The sequence below is a fragment of the Bradyrhizobium sp. USDA3516 genome, from assembly GCF_057651995.1.
In genome coordinates this window covers 312,844-330,561 of sequence record NZ_JBYGYN010000006.1, presented here as the reverse complement: position 1 = coordinate 330,561, position 17,718 = coordinate 312,844, and the positions used below count along the sequence as shown (strand labels likewise).

Annotated in this window: 17 protein-coding genes; 3 read left to right on the top strand and 14 right to left on the bottom strand. The window is 64.3% G+C overall.

Annotated features, from left to right (window positions below):
• Nucleotides 1-56 precede the first annotated feature (56 nt).
• A complete protein-coding gene (locus AC24YW_RS20970) occupies nt 57-443 on the top strand; it encodes a response regulator transcription factor (RefSeq protein WP_487484491.1) in 387 nt (128 codons plus the stop codon).
• A gap of 108 nt (nt 444-551) precedes the next feature.
• On the opposite strand, the gene AC24YW_RS20965 is transcribed toward AC24YW_RS20970, so the two are convergent.
• From AC24YW_RS20965 to AC24YW_RS20905, 13 genes are all read right to left on the bottom strand, one after another.
• The gene (locus AC24YW_RS20965) at nt 552-1,523 is read right to left on the bottom strand and encodes a tripartite tricarboxylate transporter substrate binding protein BugD (protein ID WP_487484490.1); all 972 of its coding nucleotides are present in this window, start codon (nt 1,521-1,523) and stop codon (nt 552-554) included.
• 177 nt (nt 1,524-1,700) lie between these two features.
• Nucleotides 1,701-2,942: a threonine synthase gene (locus AC24YW_RS20960; protein WP_487484489.1), complete on the bottom strand. Its 1,242-nt coding sequence runs from the start codon at nt 2,940-2,942 to the stop codon at nt 1,701-1,703.
• A 130-nt stretch (nt 2,943-3,072) separates the two neighbouring features.
• On the bottom strand, nt 3,073-4,494 hold the full coding sequence (gene lpdA, locus AC24YW_RS20955; RefSeq protein ID WP_487484488.1) for a dihydrolipoyl dehydrogenase: 1,422 nt from the start codon (nt 4,492-4,494) through the stop codon (nt 3,073-3,075).
• A gap of 17 nt (nt 4,495-4,511) precedes the next feature.
• Nucleotides 4,512-4,745: a hypothetical protein gene (locus tag AC24YW_RS20950; protein WP_487484487.1), complete on the bottom strand. Its 234-nt coding sequence runs from the start codon at nt 4,743-4,745 to the stop codon at nt 4,512-4,514.
• Nucleotides 4,746-4,767: 22 nt separating this feature from the next.
• Complete coding sequence (locus AC24YW_RS20945) at nt 4,768-6,117, bottom strand: pyruvate dehydrogenase complex dihydrolipoamide acetyltransferase (RefSeq protein WP_487484486.1); 1,350 nt, start codon at nt 6,115-6,117, stop codon at nt 4,768-4,770.
• Between the two features lie 63 nt (nt 6,118-6,180).
• Entirely contained in the window at nt 6,181-6,633 is a 453-nt protein-coding gene (locus tag AC24YW_RS20940; RefSeq protein WP_487484485.1) for a nucleoside deaminase, read from the bottom strand.
• Between the two features lie 2 nt (nt 6,634-6,635).
• Complete coding sequence (locus tag AC24YW_RS20935) at nt 6,636-6,938, bottom strand: DUF5076 domain-containing protein (RefSeq protein WP_018320291.1); 303 nt, start codon at nt 6,936-6,938, stop codon at nt 6,636-6,638.
• A 3-nt stretch (nt 6,939-6,941) separates the two neighbouring features.
• Nucleotides 6,942-8,324 carry a pyruvate dehydrogenase complex E1 component subunit beta gene (locus AC24YW_RS20930; RefSeq protein WP_487484484.1) on the bottom strand — a complete coding sequence of 461 codons (1,383 nt, stop codon included), beginning with the start codon at nt 8,322-8,324 and terminating at the stop codon, nt 6,942-6,944.
• A gap of 28 nt (nt 8,325-8,352) precedes the next feature.
• Nucleotides 8,353-9,375: a pyruvate dehydrogenase (acetyl-transferring) E1 component subunit alpha gene (pdhA, locus tag AC24YW_RS20925; RefSeq protein ID WP_487484483.1), complete on the bottom strand. Its 1,023-nt coding sequence runs from the start codon at nt 9,373-9,375 to the stop codon at nt 8,353-8,355.
• Nucleotides 9,376-9,656: 281 nt separating this feature from the next.
• Nucleotides 9,657-11,174 carry an aldehyde dehydrogenase gene (adh, locus tag AC24YW_RS20920; protein WP_487484482.1) on the bottom strand — a complete coding sequence of 506 codons (1,518 nt, stop codon included), beginning with the start codon at nt 11,172-11,174 and terminating at the stop codon, nt 9,657-9,659.
• Between the two features lie 150 nt (nt 11,175-11,324).
• On the bottom strand, nt 11,325-12,284 hold the full coding sequence (locus tag AC24YW_RS20915) for a helix-turn-helix domain-containing protein (RefSeq protein ID WP_487484481.1): 960 nt from the start codon (nt 12,282-12,284) through the stop codon (nt 11,325-11,327).
• 205 nt (nt 12,285-12,489) lie between these two features.
• Entirely contained in the window at nt 12,490-12,807 is a 318-nt protein-coding gene (locus AC24YW_RS20910; RefSeq protein WP_025036496.1) for an FtsB family cell division protein, read from the bottom strand.
• A gap of 100 nt (nt 12,808-12,907) precedes the next feature.
• The gene (locus tag AC24YW_RS20905) at nt 12,908-13,795 is read right to left on the bottom strand and encodes a helix-turn-helix domain-containing protein (protein WP_487484480.1); all 888 of its coding nucleotides are present in this window, start codon (nt 13,793-13,795) and stop codon (nt 12,908-12,910) included.
• A gap of 352 nt (nt 13,796-14,147) precedes the next feature.
• Here AC24YW_RS20905 and AC24YW_RS20900 point away from each other — a divergent pair, with 352 nt between their 5' ends.
• Nucleotides 14,148-15,785, top strand: coding sequence for a flavin-containing monooxygenase (locus AC24YW_RS20900; protein WP_487484479.1), 1,638 nt, complete (start codon nt 14,148-14,150; stop codon nt 15,783-15,785).
• A gap of 49 nt (nt 15,786-15,834) precedes the next feature.
• Complete coding sequence (acmB, locus tag AC24YW_RS20895) at nt 15,835-17,028, top strand: methyl acetate hydrolase AcmB (protein ID WP_487484478.1); 1,194 nt, start codon at nt 15,835-15,837, stop codon at nt 17,026-17,028.
• 96 nt (nt 17,029-17,124) lie between these two features.
• Here acmB and AC24YW_RS20890 read toward each other — a convergent pair whose 3' ends face one another.
• Nucleotides 17,125-17,676, bottom strand: a complete 552-nt coding sequence (locus tag AC24YW_RS20890; RefSeq protein ID WP_487484477.1) for an NADPH-dependent FMN reductase — start codon at nt 17,674-17,676, stop codon at nt 17,125-17,127.
• Nucleotides 17,677-17,718: the final 42 nt, after the last annotated feature.

Here is a 17,718-nt window from a genome sequence, read left to right as displayed (position 1 = left end):
CCTTATGTTCTAGCCGCGGCGACGGCAAGCGCAATTCCCGGCGAGGAGCGGACGTCTTGTCAGTGGCTTCGGTCATCTCGGTGCTTGACGACGACCCTTACGTTCGGGCCGCGATCAACAATCTCTTGGAATCGCGCGGATACAACGTCCACACATTCGCCTCGGCGGAAGAGTTCCTGAGCTCGACCGATTCGAGCGACACCTCGTGCGTGATCGCCGACGTGCAGATGCCGCTGATGAGTGGAATCGATCTGTTGACGAAGATGCGGTCGCAGGGTTCGGCTACGCCATTCATATTCATCACAGCTTTCCCGGATGAGGGCGTGCGTGCGCGGGCGCTCGATGCGGGCGCAATCTGTTTTCTCGGTAAGCCGTTCGCCGCCTCGGACCTGATGCAATGCCTGGACCGTGCGCTGGCACCAGGTCACCAAGCCACGTCGTGAGCGCCCCCGCCGCGAGCAAACGCGGCGGTGACCGAGATGGCCGCCCTGGCGGCCTGCCCAGAAGCATCGCGCAATCTCGCCACACCGCGAGCCTGTGCCGCCCGGCGCTCAATCCACCTTGATGTTGGCCGCCTTGATGATCGGCCACCATTTGGCGATCTCGGCCTTTTGCCGCGTGCCGAGCGCTTCGGGCGTGAGCTGATCCTTGGGCGTCATCTCGAGCCCCTGGCTTTCGAGCTGCTTCCTCACCGCAGGATCGTTCAGCGCCTCCACGGCCGCAGCGTTGAGCTTTGCGACGATCTCCTTCGGCGTGCCTTTCGGTACCCACATGCCCGACCACAGCGTCATGTTGAACCCTTTCAGGCCCGCCTCGTCCGCGGTTGGGATCTCGGGCGCGGAGGCGAGGCGTTTGTCGTCGGTGACGGCGTAGGCGCGGATAGTGCCGGCGCGGACCTGGCTGATGGAATTGGAGGTCTGGTCGACGATGATGTCGATCTGGCCGGCGATGAGATCGTTCAATGCCGGCGCAGTGCCGCGATACGGCACGTATTGCAGCTTGATGCCGGAGACGCTCTCAAAATAGACGCCGGCGATGTGGCTGCCGGAGCCCGCACCGGCCGTGCCGGCGGTCGGCGGCGACGGCCGCGACTTCAGCCAATCGATCAGCTCCTTCAGCGAGGTCGCGGGCACTGCATTCTTGCTGACCACGATCATCGGGTTGCTCGGCAGCAGCACTACCGGCTCGAGATCGGCGACGAGGTCGAATTTGAGCTTGTAGACGGCGCCATTGGCGACATGGGTGCCGAGATGGCCGAACGAGATGGTGTAACCGTCCGGCGGCGATTGCACGGCACGGCCGACACCGATGGAGCCGCCTGCTCCGGTGACGTTCTCGACCACGACCGGCTGGCCGAGCGACACCCGCATACGCTCGGCGAGCACCCGCGCCATTGCGTCCGAAGGGCCCCCGGCCGCGAACGGCACGATGATGGTAATGGGATGGGAGGGATAGTCTTGGGCGCGCGCGGCGCCTGCAACAGCGAGAACAGCAATCAGCGCAGCCCAGACGGCTTTCTTCATTCTCTTCTCCCCAGCGATGTCTTTTTTCTTCACCTCGTCCCGCTTGCGGGGAGAGGTCGAATTGCGAAGCAATTCGGGTGAGGAGGAGTCTCCGCGAACTCAACTGTCACTGTGTTTGCGGAAGCAGCCCCTCACCCCGACCCTCTCCCCGTAAGAACGGGGAGAGGGAGAAGTAAGTTAGAACTGCGAATAATCGATCGGCTTGTGGCGATCGAGCGTGCGCGTGACCGGCGGCAGCGGATATTTCAGGCCGGTCGCGCAGTTGAACAGCATGACGCGATCGGTCTTGCTGACGCGACCGTCGGCGAGACTTTCCTTGTAGGCGGCGTAGGTCGCGGCGCCCTCGGGGCAGAGCAGGAGCCCCTCCTCGCGCGCGACCTCGCTCAGCGCCGCCGAGATCTTGTCGTCGTCGACCGCGATGGCAAAGCCCTTGCTCTCGCGCACCGCGCGCAGGATCAGGAAATCGCCGATCGCCTGCGGCACGCGAATGCCCGAGGCGATGGTGTGGGCGTCCTCCCAGCGCGTCGCATGTTCGGTCCCGGCCTCATAGGCGCGCACCATCGGCGCGCAGCCGGAGGCCTGCACCGCGACCATGCGTGGCCGCTTTGAGCCGATGAAGCCGATCTTCTCGAGCTCGTCGAACGCCTTCCACATGCCGATCAGGCCGGTGCCGCCGCCGGTCGGATAGAAGATCACGTCGGGCACGTCCCAGCCGAGCTGCTCGGCGAGTTCGAGGCCCATCGTCTTCTTGCCCTCGATGCGGTACGGCTCCTTCAAGGTCGAGGTGTCGAACCAGCCGACCTTGGCCTTGCCCTCGCCGACGATCTTGCCGCAATCGTCGATATAGCCGTTGACGCGGTAGACGGTCGCGCCCTGCAGCTCGATCTCGCTGACGTTGACTTCGGGCGTGTCGGCCGGGCAGAAGACCGTGGTCTTGATGCCGCAGCTCGTGGCGTAGGCCGCCAGCGCCGCGCCGGCATTGCCGTTGGTCGGCATCGCCATATGCTTGATGCCGAGCGCCTTGCCCATCGACACCGCCATCACGAGCCCGCGCGCCTTGAACGAGCCGGTCGGCAGCCGTCCCTCGTCCTTGACGATGATCTCGCCGCCGCCGAGCTTTGCGCCGAGCTTCGGCAGCCGGATCAGGGGCGTCGTGACTTCGCCGAGCGAGACAATGTCCTTGCATTTGCGCACCGGCAGCAGCTCGCGATAGCGCCACATGTCGCCGGGGCGTTGCGCCAGCGCGTCTTTCGTCAGCGCCTTCTTCACACCCGCGAGGTCGTAGCGCACCAGCAGCGGCTTGCCGGCCTTGGAGAGGTTGTGGACCTGGTCGGCGGCGTAATGATCGCCCTCCATCGCGCATTCGAGATGGGTGACGAAGGTCGGGCGCTCGATGGTGAGATTGTCGTTGTCGTGCATGGCTCGATTCTTTCTTCTTCCTTGTTGCCAGTTTCTTGCCTCCGTCATTGCCGGGCTTGACCGGCAATCCATCTCACGAAAAACGCTTCGCTGGATGGATGCGCGGGTCAAGCCCGCGCATGACGAGCCGTCAAATATTCAGCACCCGTCCATAGGCATCCAGCACGGCTTCCTTCATCATCTCCGACAGCGTCGGATGCGGGAACACCGTGTGCATCAGCTCTTCTTCCGTCGTCTCCAGGTTCATGGCGACGACGTAGCCCTGGATCAGCTCGGTGACCTCCGCGCCGACCATGTGGGCCCCGAGCAGTTGACCGGTCTTCTTGTCGAAGATGACCTTGACCAGGCCCTGGTCCTCGCCGAGTGCGATCGCCTTGCCGTTGCCGACGAAGGGGAAGCGGCCGACGCGGATCTCGCGGCCATTCTCCTTGGCCTTGGCTTCGGTCAAGCCGACGGATGCAACCTGCGGATGGCAATAGGTGCAACCCGGGATCATGTTCTTGTCCATGGGATGCGGATTGAGGCCCTTGATCGCCTCGACGCAGATCACGCCCTCATGCTCGGCCTTGTGCGCCAGCATCGGGGGGCCTGCGACGTCGCCGATGGCGTAGATGCCGGGGACGTTGGTCTTGCCGTAGCCGTCGACCACGATGATGCCGCGGTCGGTCTTCACGCCCAGCTTTTCCAGGCCGAGATTCTCGATATTGCCGACGACACCCACCGCCGAGATCACGCGCTCGAACTCTGATGTCACGGGCTTGCCCTTGCCGTCGTCGATGGTGGCGAGGACGCTGTCGGCCTTCTTCTCCAGTTTTGTGACCTTGGTCGAGGACATGATCTTGATGCCCTGCTTCTCCAGCCGCTTGCGGGCGAGACCTGCGATCTCGGCGTCCTCGACGGGGAGGATTTGCGGCAGCACCTCGACCACGGTGACGTCGCTTCCCATGGTGTGGAAGAACGAGGCGAACTCGATGCCGATCGCGCCGGAGCCGACCACCAGCAGCGACTTCGGCATCCGCTCCGGCACCATCGCCTCGAAATAGGTCCAGACCAGCTTCTTGTCGGGCTCGAGGCCAGGCAGCACGCGCGGCCGCGCACCGGTTGCGACGATGATGTGCTTGGCCTGATACGTCCCCTCGCCCAGCGATCCCTTCGGCGCCTCGACGTCGGACTTCTTCACCGTGACCTTGCCGGGCGCATCGATCGAGGCGGCGCCCCAGATCACGCTGACCTTGTTCTTCTTCATCAGGAAGCCGACGCCGTCGTTGAGGCGCTTGGAGACGCCGCGCGAGCGCTGCACCACGGCCTTCGGATCGAACGACACCTTCTCCGCCGACAGGCCATAGTCCTTGGCGTGCTGCATGTAGTGATAGATTTCGGCAGAGCGCAGCAGCGCTTTCGTCGGGATGCAGCCCCAGTTCAGGCAGATGCCGCCGAGATAGGATTTCTCGACGATCGCCGTCTTGAAGCCGAGCTGCGCGGCGCGGATCGCGGTGACATAGCCGCCGGGGCCGGAGCCGATGATGATGACGTCGAAGGATGTGTCGGCCATAGCGGCTCCCGTTCAACTCAAGAAGCGCCGCGGGCGCGGCGCTTGACCAGAAAAGATCTCACCAGCCATTCGAGCACCACCACGAGAACTATGATGGCGAGCGCAGTGAGCACGATCGGCTGGGCGATGTTCCGTGCCAGCTGCTCGCCGGCAAAGAACGCAGAGTGAAGAAAATCGAGCCCGACCGGGTTGAGCGCGACGATGGCTCCGAGCAGCAGCGATATCCATGGCCAGCGGGTCCGGACCTGCAAGGTTGCCCCCTTTGCCGCCGCCTCACACCATCATCATCACGGGGTTTTCGATCAGCTGCTTGAACGCGCCGATCAGCTCGGCACCGAGGGCGCCGTCGATGGCGCGGTGATCGCAGGACAGGGTCACGCTCATCATCTGCGCGATCTCGATCTTGCCGCCGCGCACGACGGGGCGCTCCTCGCTGGTGCCTACGGCCAGAATGGTCGCATGCGGCGGGTTGATCACCGCGGTGAAGTGGCTGATGCCGTACATGCCGAGGTTGGAGACAGCGGTGGTGCCGCCCTGATATTCCTCGGGCTTCAATTTGCGGGAACGAGCCCGCGCGGCAAAGTCCTTCATCTCGTTGGAGATGGTCGACAGCGTCTTGGTCTCCGCTTTGCGGATGATCGGCGTGATCAGGCCGCCGGGCATCGCGACGGCGACGCCGACGTCGGAATGGTGGTGCTTGACCATGCCGCTTTCGGTCCAGCTGACGTTGCAGTTCGGAATCTTCTGCAGCGCCACCGCCATCGCCTTGATGACGAAGTCGTTGACCGAGATCTTGTAGAGCGGCTTCTTCTCCTTGTCCTTGGGAGCGGCCGCATTGATCTCCTCGCGGGCAGTGAGCAGCTTGCCGATGTCGCAGTCGATGGTCAGGTAGAAGTGCGGAACGTTCTGGATCGACGCGGTCAGGCGCTGGGCGATGGTTCGGCGCATGCCGTCATGCGGGACGATGTCGTAGGAGCCGGGCTCGAACAGCGACAGGATCTGCTTGTCCGACATCGTCGGCGCGATCGAGGGCGCACCGCCGGCCGGTGCCGCAGCAGGTGCCTTGAGACCCTTGCCGGACTTGGCCTGCTCGACGTCGCGCGCGACCACGCGGCCGTGCGGGCCGGTGCCGGTGACCATGCCGACATCGATGCCGGCTTCCTTGGCGAGGCGCCGCGCCAGCGGCGACGAGAACACGCGACCGCCGTGGCCATTGGCCTGCGCGGCCGGAGCTGCGGGCTGCGGCGCGGGCGCAACTGCCGGCTGAGGCGCGGCCTTGGGCGCTGCAGGCGCTGGCGCCGGTGCGGCAGGTGCTTCAGCAGCTTTCGGCGGCGCGGCCGACGCGCTGGGCTTGGCGCTACCTGCGGCCTTCACGTCCTCGCCCTCCCCAGCGAGCACCGCGATCACATCGTTGACCGGAACGTCCTGGGTGCCCTCGGGCACCAGGATCTTGGCGATCGTGCCCTCGTCGATCGCCTCGACCTCCATGGTCGCCTTGTCGGTCTCGATCTCGGCGATGACGTCGCCGGACTTGACCTTGTCGCCTTCCTTCTTCAGCCACCTGGCGAGGTTGCCCTTCTCCATCGTCGGCGAGAGAGCGGGCATCAGGATGTTGATGGGCATGCTGACCTCAAGACAAACTTTGCAAAAATTCGTCTTCGACAGCGAAGACGAACAGACCAGGTTTTAGTTGCCGATGTCGCCCTGCCAGAGGCGTTCATTGGCAGGGATGGAACGCCAGTTCTTCATCATGGTGATGGAGCGCTCGTCGGCAAGGTCGATCCAGGGAATGCCGAACTTGTCGAGGATGTCCTTGGAGCCTTCGAAGGTGATGGACTCTCCGATCACCACCAGCTTGACCTTGAACAGCGCGAGCGCGCCGGCGCACATCGAGCATGGCGACAGCGTGGTGTACATGACGGTGTCGTGGAACGAGATCGCGCCAGCCTCGCGCAGGCAGCTCATCTCGCCATGCAGGATCGGATTGTTCTCCTGCACGCGGTTGTTGTGGCCGCGGGCGATGATCTGGTTGTCGCGCGTCAGCACCGCGCCGATCGGCAAGCCTCCTTGCGCGATCGAGGTTTCCGCCTCGCGGATCGCCTCCAGCATGAAATCGTAATGATGGGCTTCGATCGCCATAATCAGTGCCCCTTGCCGCGTGGCGTGGTGGTGCCGGTGTCGGTGGGACGCTCGATCTCGGCCTGGAACATCTCGAGGATCCGGTTCAGCGCGTCCTCCTCGGTATATTCGCTCTCGCGCGCATAGGCGCGCGCGGCGTGGCGTGCGAGATCGACCAGCAGGAGGCCCCACATGTCCGGCTCCTCGAAGGCGCGCTGGAACGCCATCGACAGCCCGCCGTCCAGCACGAACACGCGCAGGATCTCGACCGCGTCGTCGCGGGTCATGACGTCGGGCGGCAGTGGCTGCTCCTTGGGACCTGCCATGGTCTACCTGTAGCAGACGGCTTTGGCGGCCTCGACGACTTCCGCCGCCGAGGGCAGCGCGAGCTTCTCCAGGTTCGCGGCATAGGGCATCGGCACGTCCTTGCCGGACACGCGCGTCACCGGCGCATCGAGATAGTCGAAGGCGTTCTCCATGATGCGCGCGGCGATCTCGGCGCCGACGCCGCTCTGGGCCCAGCCCTCTTCCACGGTGACGGCCCGGCCCGTCTTCTTGACCGAATTGATGATGGTCTCGGTATCCATCGGGCGCAGCGTCCGAAGATCGATCACCTCGGCTTCGATGCCCTCCTTGGCAAGCTCGTCGGCGGCCTTGAGGGCATAGGTCATGCCGTTCGACCAGGAAATGATGGTGACATGGCTGCCGGCGCGAACGATGCGCGCCTTGCCGATCGGGATGATGAAATCATCGAGCTTGGGCACTTCGCCGGTGTGGCCGTACAGCACCTCGTTCTCGAGGAAGATCACCGGATTGGGATCGCGGATCGCGGCCTTCAGAAGACCCTTGGCATCGGCCGCCGAATATGGCGCGACGACCTTCAGGCCGGGAATGTGCGAATACCAGGCCGAATAGTCCTGGCTATGCTGGGCGGCGACGCGCGCGGCCGCGCCGTTGGGGCCGCGGAACACGATCGAGCAGCCCATCTGACCGCCGGACATGTAGAGCGTCTTGGCCGCCGAGTTGATGATCTGGTCGATCGCCTGCATGGCGAAGTTGAAGGTCATGAACTCGACGATCGGCTTGAGGCCGGTCATGGCGGCGCCGACGCCGACGCCGGCGAAGCCGTGCTCGGTGATCGGCGTGTCGATCACGCGCTTAGGCCCGAACTCCTGGAGCAGGCCTTGCGTGACCTTGTAGGCGCCCTGATATTCGGCCACCTCTTCGCCCATCACGAACACGTCCGCGTCGCGGCGCATCTCTTCGGCCATGGCATCGCGCAGCGCTTCGCGGATGGTCTGCGTCACCATTTCGGTGCCGGCGGGGACTTCCGGATCGGGCTCGGCGACGGCCTGCGGAGCAGGCGCGGCTTTCGGCGCGGGCGCCTCGGCCTTGGCTGCGGCCGGCGGCGCGGACTCCGCAGCCTTCGCCGCCGCTGCGGGTGCCTTGGCGAGATCAGCCGCACTCTCGCCGTCGGCGAGGATGGTCGCGATCGGCGTGTTCACCGCGACGTCGGCGGTGCCCTCGGGGATCAGTATCTTGCCGAGCGTGCCCTCGTCGGTCGCCTCGACCTCCATGGTCGCCTTGTCGGTCTCGATCTCGGCGATGACATCGCCGGACTTGATCGTCTCGCCCTCTTTCTTCAGCCATTTGGCGAGGTTGCCCTTCTCCATCGTGGGCGACAACGCGGGCATCAGCACTTGAATTGGCATGTCTTCTCCAAAGAAAGCTTGCGCGCGTTCAGCGGTACACGTCGGTCCAGAGCTCGGCGGCATCCGGCTCGGGATCGTGCTGGGCGAAATCGGCGGAGGCGTTGACGATGTCGCGCACCTCGGCGTCGATCGCCTTGAGATCGGCCTCGCTGACCTTGGCGGCGAGCAGGCGATTACGCACCTGCTCGATCGGGTCCTGGTCGTGGCGAACCTTCTCGACCTCCTCGCGCGTGCGATATTTTGCAGGATCGGACATCGAGTGGCCGCGGTAGCGGTAGGTCTGCATCTCCAGAATGAAGGGACCCTTGCCGGCGCGGCACCAGGCCGCCGCCTCATCGCCCGCGGCCTTCACGGCGCGGACGTCCATGCCGTCGACCTGCTTGCCCGGGATGTTGAATGACGCGCCGCGCTTGGAGAAATCCTGCTGCGCCGAGGCGCGCGAGACCGAGGTGCCCATGGCGTAGCGGTTGTTCTCGATGACGTAGATCACCGGCAGCTTCCAGAGCTCTGCCATATTGAAGCTCTCATAGACCTGGCCCTGGTTGGCCGCGCCGTCGCCGAAATAGGTGACGCTGACATTGTCGTTGCCGCGATAATTGTTGGCAAAGGCGAGGCCAGTGCCGAGCGAGACCTGGGCGCCGACGATGCCGTGACCGCCGTAGAAGTGCTTCTCCTTGCTGAACATGTGCATGGAGCCGCCCTTGCCCTTGGAATAGCCGCCGCGGCGGCCCGTCAGCTCGGCCATCACGCCATTGGCATCCATGCCGGTCGCGAGCATGTGGCCGTGGTCGCGATAGCCGGTGATGACCTGATCGCCCTCCTTCAGGGCCATCTGCATGCCGACCACCACGGCCTCCTGGCCGATATAGAGGTGGCAGAAGCCGCCGATGGCACCCATGCCGTAGAGCTGGCCGGCTTTTTCCTCGAACCGCCGGATCAGGAGCATGTCGCGGAGCGCCTTGAGTTCCTGCTCCTTCGTGAATTCCGGGGGCGAACCGCCGTCGGTCTTGTCCTGTGGAGCGCTTGCGGCGGCTTTCTTGGGTGCGGCCATGGGAATTCCGGGTCAGAGAAAACTTTCGCCCTCTCTAACCCAAGTCAAACGCCCTTGGAAAGCACCGCGGCGGCATGGCACGACTTTCATTATGCCGCACTGCAACGTGATCGAAATATTGCAAAATCTTTGGCGCTGATCGGGCAACAAATCTATGAGCGCCATCGCGCGCGCAGATTCGTGACCGGATCAAGAACTGTGCACGACGCCAATCCCGACATGCGGAGCGGACGGCGCCGAAGCGGCGCCGCCCTCTCCTGCCCAATCAGATCTCGCCCCGATCAGAAGAAGCCGAGCTTCTTCGGGCTGTAGCTGACCAGGAGGTTCTTGGTCTGCTGGTAATGATCGAGCATCATCTTGTGGGTCTCGCGCCCGACGCCCGACTGCTTGTAGCCGCCGAACGCCGCATGGGCGGGATAGGCGTGGTAGCAGTTGGTCCAGACCCGGCCGGCCTGGATCTCACGGCCGAAGCGGTAGCAGCGATTGGCGTCACGGCTCCAGACGCCGGCACCGAGGCCGTAGAGCGTGTCGTTGGCGATCGCCAGCGCCTCGTCATCGGTCTTGAAGGTCGTGACCGAGACGACGGGGCCGAAGATCTCCTCCTGGAAGATTCGCATCTTGTTGTGGCCCTCGAACACGGTCGGCTGGACGTAGAAGCCGCCGCTGAGATCGCCGCCGAGATCGGCGCGTCCGCCGCCGGCCAGCACCTTGGCACCCTCCTGCTTGCCGATGTCGATATAGGAGAGGATCTTGCTGAGCTGCTCGCTGGAGGCCTGGGCCCCGATCATGGTGGTGGGATCGCGCGGATCGCCCTGCTTGATCGCGGCGACGCGCTTGAGCGCCCGCTCTATGAAGCGGTCATAGATGTCGGCGTGGACCAGCGCCCGGCTCGGACAGGTGCAGACCTCGCCCTGGTTCAGCGCGAACATGACGAAGCCCTCGATCGCCTTGTCGAAGAAATCGTCGTCCTCGGCGGTGACGTCCTTGAAGAAGATGTTCGGCGACTTGCCGCCGAGCTCGAGCGTGACCGGAATCAGATTCTGGCTGGCATATTGCATGATCAGCCGGCCCGTCGTGGTCTCCCCGGTGAAGGCGATCTTGGCAATGCGCGGGCTCGACGCAAGCGGCTTGCCGGCTTCGAGGCCAAAGCCGTTGACGATGTTGAGCACGCCAGCCGGCAGCAGGTCGGCGATGATCTCGGCGAAGACCATGATCGAGGCCGGGGTCTGCTCGGCGGGCTTGAGCACCACGCAATTGCCGGCGGCCAGCGCCGGCGCGAGCTTCCAGCAGGCCATCAGCAGCGGGAAGTTCCAGGGAATGATCTGGCCGACCACGCCGAGCGGCTCGTGGAAATGATAGGCGATGGTGTCGTGGTCGATCTCGCCGATCGAGCCTTCCTGGGCGCGGACGACACCGGCGAAATAGCGGAAATGGTCGATCGCGAGCGGCAGGTCGGCGGCGCGCGTCTCGCGGATCGGCTTGCCGTTGTCCCAGGTCTCGGCAATCGCGAGGCGCTCGAGGTTCTCTTCCATGCGGTCGGCGATCCGGTTCAGGACCGCGGCGCGCTCGGCGACGCTGGTGCGGCCCCAGGCGGACTTGGCGGCGTGCGCCGCGTCGAGCGCCGCCTCGATGTCCTGTGCGTCGGACCTCGCGATCTTGCAGACCACCTGGCCGGTCAGGGGCGTGGCATTGTCGAAATATTTCCCGGAGATCGGCGCGACGAACTTGCCTCCGATGAAATTGTCGTAGCGTTCGGCAAAGGGCACTTTGGTGACGCTGAGGAATTCCACCTTGTTCATTGATCACTCCCGATGTTGCTGTTTGCGCTTGTCGTCGCCTGTTCGCGACTTGCGCAGACGATGATGCGGGAGGCGATGTCTGTCAGCCCGGGCGGAGGCGATGGCGGAGCCGACCTGTCGCAGTTCTGCGACAGTCGTGGCGCGGCGCTGCTAGTGGCTCAGCTCGAACCGCTTGAGCTTCCGATGCAGCGTGGCGCGGCTGACGCCGAGGGCCTTGGCGGCGGCGGAGACATTGCCGCCGGCGCGCAGCAGGGCGCGCTGCAGCACCGCACGCTGGCCGCCGGCGAGATGATCGCGCGCGGCATCGCCGCCGAGAAGATCGGCCGCCGGCACCGGCCGCAGCGCACCGCCCGGCGCGATGTCGAGCGCCAGCCGGGCGGAGCGCGTTGCGCCGATCACGAGGTCGTCCGCATCGACCGCAACAAGGCCGCCGCAGCTTCCATCCGCCGCCTGTGTCAGCACGATGCGGGCATGGGCGAAGACCTTGCGAAACAGGTCGGCCTCGATCCGCTTGGCCGCCTCGCCTGCCGCGAGCGCGATCAGGCTGGCGAAGGCGTCGGTACGGTCGGCGCGGCAGGAGGAGACGTCGAGCACGCCCGCGAGCGCCGCTTCGTGATCGTAGATCGGAACGGCGGTGCAGCTCAGAAGCGTGTTGCGGGCAAAGAAGTGCTGGTCGCGATCGATGGTCAGCGGACGCTGCTCGACGAGGCAGGTACCGATGCCGTTGGTGCCCTCGTGCTCCTCGCTCCAGAGCGCACCGGTCCAAAGGCCCCAGGACTGAAACGTCGCGTCGTCCGCCACCGTGCCGCGGCGATCGACCGGCACGCCCTCGCGATCGGCGAGCAGAACGCAGCAACCGGCTGCGCCGACGGCCTGGTAAAGCCGGTCCATCGCGCCCTGCGCCGCAGCCAGAAGCGGCGCGATGCGCTCGCGCGCCTGCTGCAGCTCGGCTTCGGTCAGCCGCATCGGCGTGGCGTGGCCGCCAGGATCGAGATGATGCAATCGGGAGGAACGGCGCCACGATGCCACGAGCGCGGACCGGGCCGCCTGGCCTGACGCGATGGCGGCCTCGACGCGGGCCGCGTGATGCCGGGGCATGGTCCCATTCATCACAGTTTCCTCCGGATAGCAGTGTAGAACGTGCCGGTGCTGCCCGGTTGATCTGCGTCAACTTTCAGCGAGCGCCAGCAAAGGCATGGGCCCGCCGCGGCGCCGCCGTCAAGGCAACCGCCCCGTTCCAGGGTTACGACCTTCGCAGGAGGCCAGGGTCCGGGGGCGAATTTCAGCAGCGACTTTCGCTGCGGCTGCGGATACGCTAGTTCGCCGGGATCATCCGAACGAGATCGCGCGGATGGACATAGTCGAGCTGGAAGCGCGCCCGCTCGTCCAGCATGTCCGGGTCGATCTTCTCGGACCGCAGCAGCGACACCCGTTGTTCGCTCCTGGCGCGCTCGCGCTTGAGCTGGGCCAATTCGCTGGTCAGCGCGATGATCTCCTGGTCGAGCTCCTGGCGGGCGTTGAGGCCGTATTTGCCGGTATAGGCATTGACGCCGAAATAGCCGACGATCGCGGCCGCCATCGCATAGAGGGCAAGACCGGTCAGGATCGATTTCAGGCGCGCGCGGGAGACCATCCTTAGAAGATGGGTCAGGTTGGTTAAGGGAGTGCTAATTCCAGGCCATCGCATCCCCAACCTCATGGTCAGGAGCAGGTCCGATTGTGACGCGGCAAGGCTAACTCAGGCAGCTCTTGCGATATTCTGCGGGCGTGATGTTGAGGTGTCTGCGGAAGATCCGGTTGAGATGGCTCTGATCGGAAAACCCGCTCAAGAGCGCAATCTCCTTCAGAGCAAGCCGGTCCTTGCGCAGGTGTTGGCACGCGCGCTGCACCTTGCGGCTCAGCACATAGGCATGCGGTCGCATGCCGTAGTGCACCTGGAATTTGCGCGCAAACTGCACGGGCGTGCAGTTGCAGATATTGGCGAGTTCCTCGAGCGTGATGTTCCTCGATAGGTTCTGCTCGATATAGTCCTCGATCAGCCGCGCGTGGGCTGGCCTGAAGCGCCCCTGTGCACAGGGCATCCTGAATTGCACGGAGGCGTATCTTCGCAGGAGGTGCACGCTCGCTTGAAGTGCCAGCGCGTCATAGCAGAGCCGCCCGCCCGGAGCTCCTTCGGACACCTCCTGCACCATGCGGTCGCCGATCCAGGTCAGCACCGGATCCTCGATCCTGAGCAGGTCGTGAAGCTCGATGCCGTCCGGATCGCGATCGAACGCTTCGCTCGCAGTCTTCGCCATCAAAGTCGGGGAAATGTAGAAATGGCTGACCTCGATGTCGTGGCTCCAACGCCAGTTCGAAGGCTCCGCACGCGTCAGCAATGTCGTGACGCCGCGGCCGACATGATCCTGTTTCCAGAGGCCGGTCACACGGCGATTCATCGACGTCTTGCCTTCACGATACACCACGATCAGGAAGTTCTCGTTTGGCGGGACCCAGATGTCGGATGGCGCATAGCGGAAGACGCGCAACCGAAAGTCGGATTTGCCCACCGCCGAACTGTCCAGCATCAGCTGGCCGGGCGCGTAGCGTGGCAGCTCCTCGACCGTGATGAATTGGCTCATCGCACGAGCCTCCTCCCTGGGATTTTTGTGGCGCGGTTGCTTCCGCTTCTCGTTGGCCGAACGGCAGGAGCGGAGCATAAGCCGGTTTTGCAGTTTGCCAAGCGAACTGTGTTGAGGTCCGGCGCCAGGCTCCGTTCAAAGGATTGTCGATTCTGTTCAAGCCCCAAGCTCGGCCGCCACGTAGCCTTGCTCGCGTTCCAGGCAGCGCAGGAGAAGCGGCGGAACAGCCGCGGGCGAAACGCGCCCACTCCTTCGCGCTGCCGGACCGAACATGACGCGATGCACCAGCGTCCGATGATCTCGCGGACGGAGGACGGTCGCGTGCGCTCTGGAAACGCGAGGAGGAACCAATATGGAAACCGCAAGCAAGACCAATGGAAGCAACGGCGCGCATGCGACGGCCAGGCTCGATGCCCTCGTGGTGGGAGCAGGCGTCGCCGGGCTCTATCAACTCTATCGTTTGCGCGAGCAGGGATTGAGTGTCAGGGCGACCGACGCGGCGTCCGGCGTCGGAGGCACCTGGTACTGGAATCGCTATCCCGGCGCTCGCTTCGACTCGGAAGCCTACATCTACCAGTACCTGTTCTCCGAGGAGCTCTACAAGGGATGGAGCTGGAGCGAGAAGTTTCCGGGCCAGCCGGAAATCGAGCGTTGGCTCAACTACGTCGCCGACCGTCTCGATCTCCGCAAGGACATCCAGTTCAACACGACGGTCAAAAGCGCACATTTCAACGAAGCAACGGAGCGCTGGCTGGTCACGACCGACAAGGGCGACGTGATCGACACCCAGTTCCTGGTCACCTGCTGCGGCATGCTCTCGGCCCCGTACGTGTCGTTTCCGGGCCAGGAGACTTTCAAGGGACGCCTGTTTCACACGGCGCGCTGGCCGAAGCAGCCGGTCGACCTCGCGGGCAAGCGCGTCGGCATCATCGGCAACGGCGCAACCGGCATCCAGGTCATCCAGACGATCGCGGGCGATGTCCGCCATCTCAAGGTCTTCGTCCGTACGCCGCAATACATCATCCCGATGAAGAATCCCAGGTACAGCGCGGCTGATGCGCAGGCCTACAAGTCCAAGTTCGAGCACTTCACACAGCGATTGCCGCACACTTTCACAGGTTTCGAGTATGACTTCGAGCATGCCTGGGCCGGCCTGTCGCCCGAGAAACGCCGCGAGGTGATCGAGGATTGCTGGAATGACGGCTCGCTGAAGCTATGGATCTCCTCCTTCGCCGAGCTGTTCTTCGAGGAGGCGGTCAACGCCGAGATCTCGGAATTCGTCCGCGAGAAGATGCGCGAGCGGCTCAAGGATCCGAAGCTGTGCGACCTCCTGATCCCCGCGAACTATGGTTTCGGGACGCACCGGGTGCCGCTCGAGCAGAACTTCCTCGAGGCTTTCCATCGGCCCAATGTCGAGATCGTCAGCGTCAAGAACAATCCGATCGAACGCGTCACGCCAAACGGCATCCAGACCGCGGACGGCACGGTCCACGAGCTCGACATCATCATTCTCGCAACCGGATTCGACGCCGGCACCGGCGCCTTGACGCGCATCGACATCAGGGGACGGGGCGGACGATCGCTCAGGGAGGATTGGGGCAAGGACATCCGAACGACGATGGGCCTGCAGGTTCACGGCTATCCCAACCTGTTCACGACCGGCGTGCCGCTCGCCCCATCGGCGGCGCTGTGCAACATGACGACGTGCCTGCAGCAGCAGGTCGAATGGATCGCCGACTGCATCAGGTACATGCAGGCCAAGGACCTGAAGGTGATCGAGCCGACCAAGGACGCGGAAGACGGCTGGGTGGCGCATCACGACGAGATCGCCAACGCCACGCTGATCGCGAAGACCAATTCCTGGTACCTGGGCTCGAACGTCGACGGCAAGCCGCGCCGCGTTCTCTCCTATTGCGGCGGCGTCGGTGCCTATCGCCAGAAATGCGACGAGGTGGCGGCGAGCGGTTACCAGGGCTTCGCCATGAACTGAGCGCGAAACGCGTCGACCAGATAATTCCAATGCAGACGGGAGGACGATCATGATCATGAATTTTGGCGCGACGGCAGACGCCGTTCTCGACGGCGTCGTTACCTCGACGCCGCGCGTGCCGGGCGTCGTCGCGATGGTGACGAACCGCTATCGCAACATCTACGAGGGCGCGGCCGGCAAGCGTCGTCTCGATACCGCCGCCGACATGACGACCGACAGCATCTTCGCCATCTTCTCCACGACGAAAGCGATTACCGGCACGGCCGTCCTGCAGCTTGTCGAGGAGGGCAAGCTCGATCTCGACGCGCCCGCGAAGCGCTACGCGCCAGAGATCGGCAAGCTCCAGGTGATCGATGGCTTCGACGACAAGGGCGAGCCGGTTCTGCGTCCGCCGAAGCGCGATATCACCACCCGCATGCTGATGACGCACACGGCTGGCCTGAGCTACGACTTCATCAACCACACCTATAATCGCCTGGCCCAGGAGAAGAGTCAGCCCAGCGTGATCACCGCGACCAAGGCCTGCCTGATGACCCCGCTCCTGTTCGATCCGGGCGAGCGGTGGGACTATGGAACGAATCTCGATTGGTGCGGCCAGATCGTCGAAGCCATCACGGACCGCCGGCTCGGTGACGTCTTCAAGGCGCGCATCTTCGAACCGCTCGGGATCAAGGACATGACCTTCGAACTGACGGATGCGATGCGCCAAAGGCTGGCCGGTATCCACGCGCGAGGTGCCGACGGCTCGCTGACGCCGATGGATTTCGAACTGCCGGCCAAGCCCGAAGTTCACATGGGCGGTCACGGGCTCTACGGCACGATCGGCGACTACATGCGCTTCATCCGCATGTGGCTGAATGACGGCGTTGGCGAGCACGGCCGCGTGCTCAAGGCCGAAACCGTGCGCATGGCGGAAAAGAACCATCTCGGCGACAAGAAGGTGACGCCGATCACCGGCGTCATTCCCGCGCTGTGCAACGACGCGGAGTTCTTCCCGGGCCAGTCCAAGTCGTGGGCGCTGAGCTTCATGGTCAACGACGAGGAAGCCCCGACGGGACGTCCGGCCGGCGCGCTGGGCTGGGCCGGCCTCGCCAACCTGTTCTACTGGATCGACCGGCAGAACGGGGTCGGCGGGTTCTGGGCCACCCAGATTCTCCCCTTCGGCGATCCAACGTCGTTCATCGGCTACATGAACTTCGAGACCGCGTTCTATCAGAGCCTGAGGCAGCGCATGGCCAGCTAGACTTGCGCGCTCGAAGGTCCAATCGGACAGGCCGATCATTGATCGGCCTTGTCCTTCAGATTGAAGACCTGCTTATGGCCGCTGGGTCGTTCGGCCTCAGCCTTGATTCTTCGCTACATGCGCGGCGTAGGCGTCGATGTACTGCTGCAGCACCGTCTTGAGGGAGTCCTTGGTCAGGTTGCCGTCCGCGTCGAAGGCGTCGCCGACGCCACTGAGGTAAATTTCCGGCTGCTGGAGAACCGGACCGGAAATGCCCGGCAGAATGTTCTGAAGATGCTTGGCCGCGCTGACGCCGCCGAGCAGCCCCGGTGAGTTGGAGATGATGCCGACCGGCTTGCCGAGGAACGAGCTCTTGCCATAGGGCCGCGAGGCGACGTCGATGGCGTTCTTGAGAACGCCCGGGATCGAGCGGTTGTATTCGGGCGTGACGAACAGGACGCCGTTCGACTTCTGGAGCTTTTCGCGCAAGGCAAGCCAGTCCGCGGGCGGCGCGCCCTCGAGGTCCTGGTTGAAGAACGAGATGCCCGCCGGCGTGATCACCTCGAGCTTGAGCGAGGCAGGCGCAAGCTTGGCGAGTGCATTGGCGATCTTGAGCGAGAAGCTGTCCTTGCGCAGGCTGCCAGCGATCGTGACGATGTTATAGGCCATTGGGTGTCCTTGAAGGCTTGAGCGGGAATGTCGGGAAGGCAC

Bases quoted from the DNA above. Each gene is read 5' to 3' on its own strand.
- AC24YW_RS20965 (WP_487484490.1), bottom strand. From the start codon at position 1,523: ATGAAGAAAGCCGTCTGGGCTGCGCTGATTGCTGTTCTCGCTGTTGCA.
- AC24YW_RS20960 (WP_487484489.1), bottom strand. From the start codon at position 2,942: ATGCACGACAACGACAATCTCACCATCGAGCGCCCGACCTTCGTCACC.
- lpdA (WP_487484488.1), bottom strand. From the start codon at position 4,494: ATGGCCGACACATCCTTCGACGTCATCATCATCGGCTCCGGCCCCGGC.
- AC24YW_RS20945 (WP_487484486.1), bottom strand. From the start codon at position 6,117: ATGCCCATCAACATCCTGATGCCCGCTCTCTCGCCGACGATGGAGAAG.
- AC24YW_RS20940 (WP_487484485.1), bottom strand. From the start codon at position 6,633: ATGGCGATCGAAGCCCATCATTACGATTTCATGCTGGAGGCGATCCGC.
- AC24YW_RS20935 (WP_018320291.1), bottom strand. From the start codon at position 6,938: ATGGCAGGTCCCAAGGAGCAGCCACTGCCGCCCGACGTCATGACCCGC.
- AC24YW_RS20930 (WP_487484484.1), bottom strand. From the start codon at position 8,324: ATGCCAATTCAAGTGCTGATGCCCGCGTTGTCGCCCACGATGGAGAAG.
- pdhA (WP_487484483.1), bottom strand. From the start codon at position 9,375: ATGGCCGCACCCAAGAAAGCCGCCGCAAGCGCTCCACAGGACAAGACC.
- adh (WP_487484482.1), bottom strand. From the start codon at position 11,174: ATGAACAAGGTGGAATTCCTCAGCGTCACCAAAGTGCCCTTTGCCGAA.
- AC24YW_RS20915 (WP_487484481.1), bottom strand. From the start codon at position 12,284: ATGAATGGGACCATGCCCCGGCATCACGCGGCCCGCGTCGAGGCCGCC.
- AC24YW_RS20910 (WP_025036496.1), bottom strand. From the start codon at position 12,807: ATGGTCTCCCGCGCGCGCCTGAAATCGATCCTGACCGGTCTTGCCCTC.
- AC24YW_RS20905 (WP_487484480.1), bottom strand. From the start codon at position 13,795: ATGAGCCAATTCATCACGGTCGAGGAGCTGCCACGCTACGCGCCCGGC.
- AC24YW_RS20900 (WP_487484479.1), top strand. From the start codon at position 14,148: ATGGAAACCGCAAGCAAGACCAATGGAAGCAACGGCGCGCATGCGACG.
- acmB (WP_487484478.1), top strand. From the start codon at position 15,835: ATGATCATGAATTTTGGCGCGACGGCAGACGCCGTTCTCGACGGCGTC.
- AC24YW_RS20890 (WP_487484477.1), bottom strand. From the start codon at position 17,676: ATGGCCTATAACATCGTCACGATCGCTGGCAGCCTGCGCAAGGACAGC.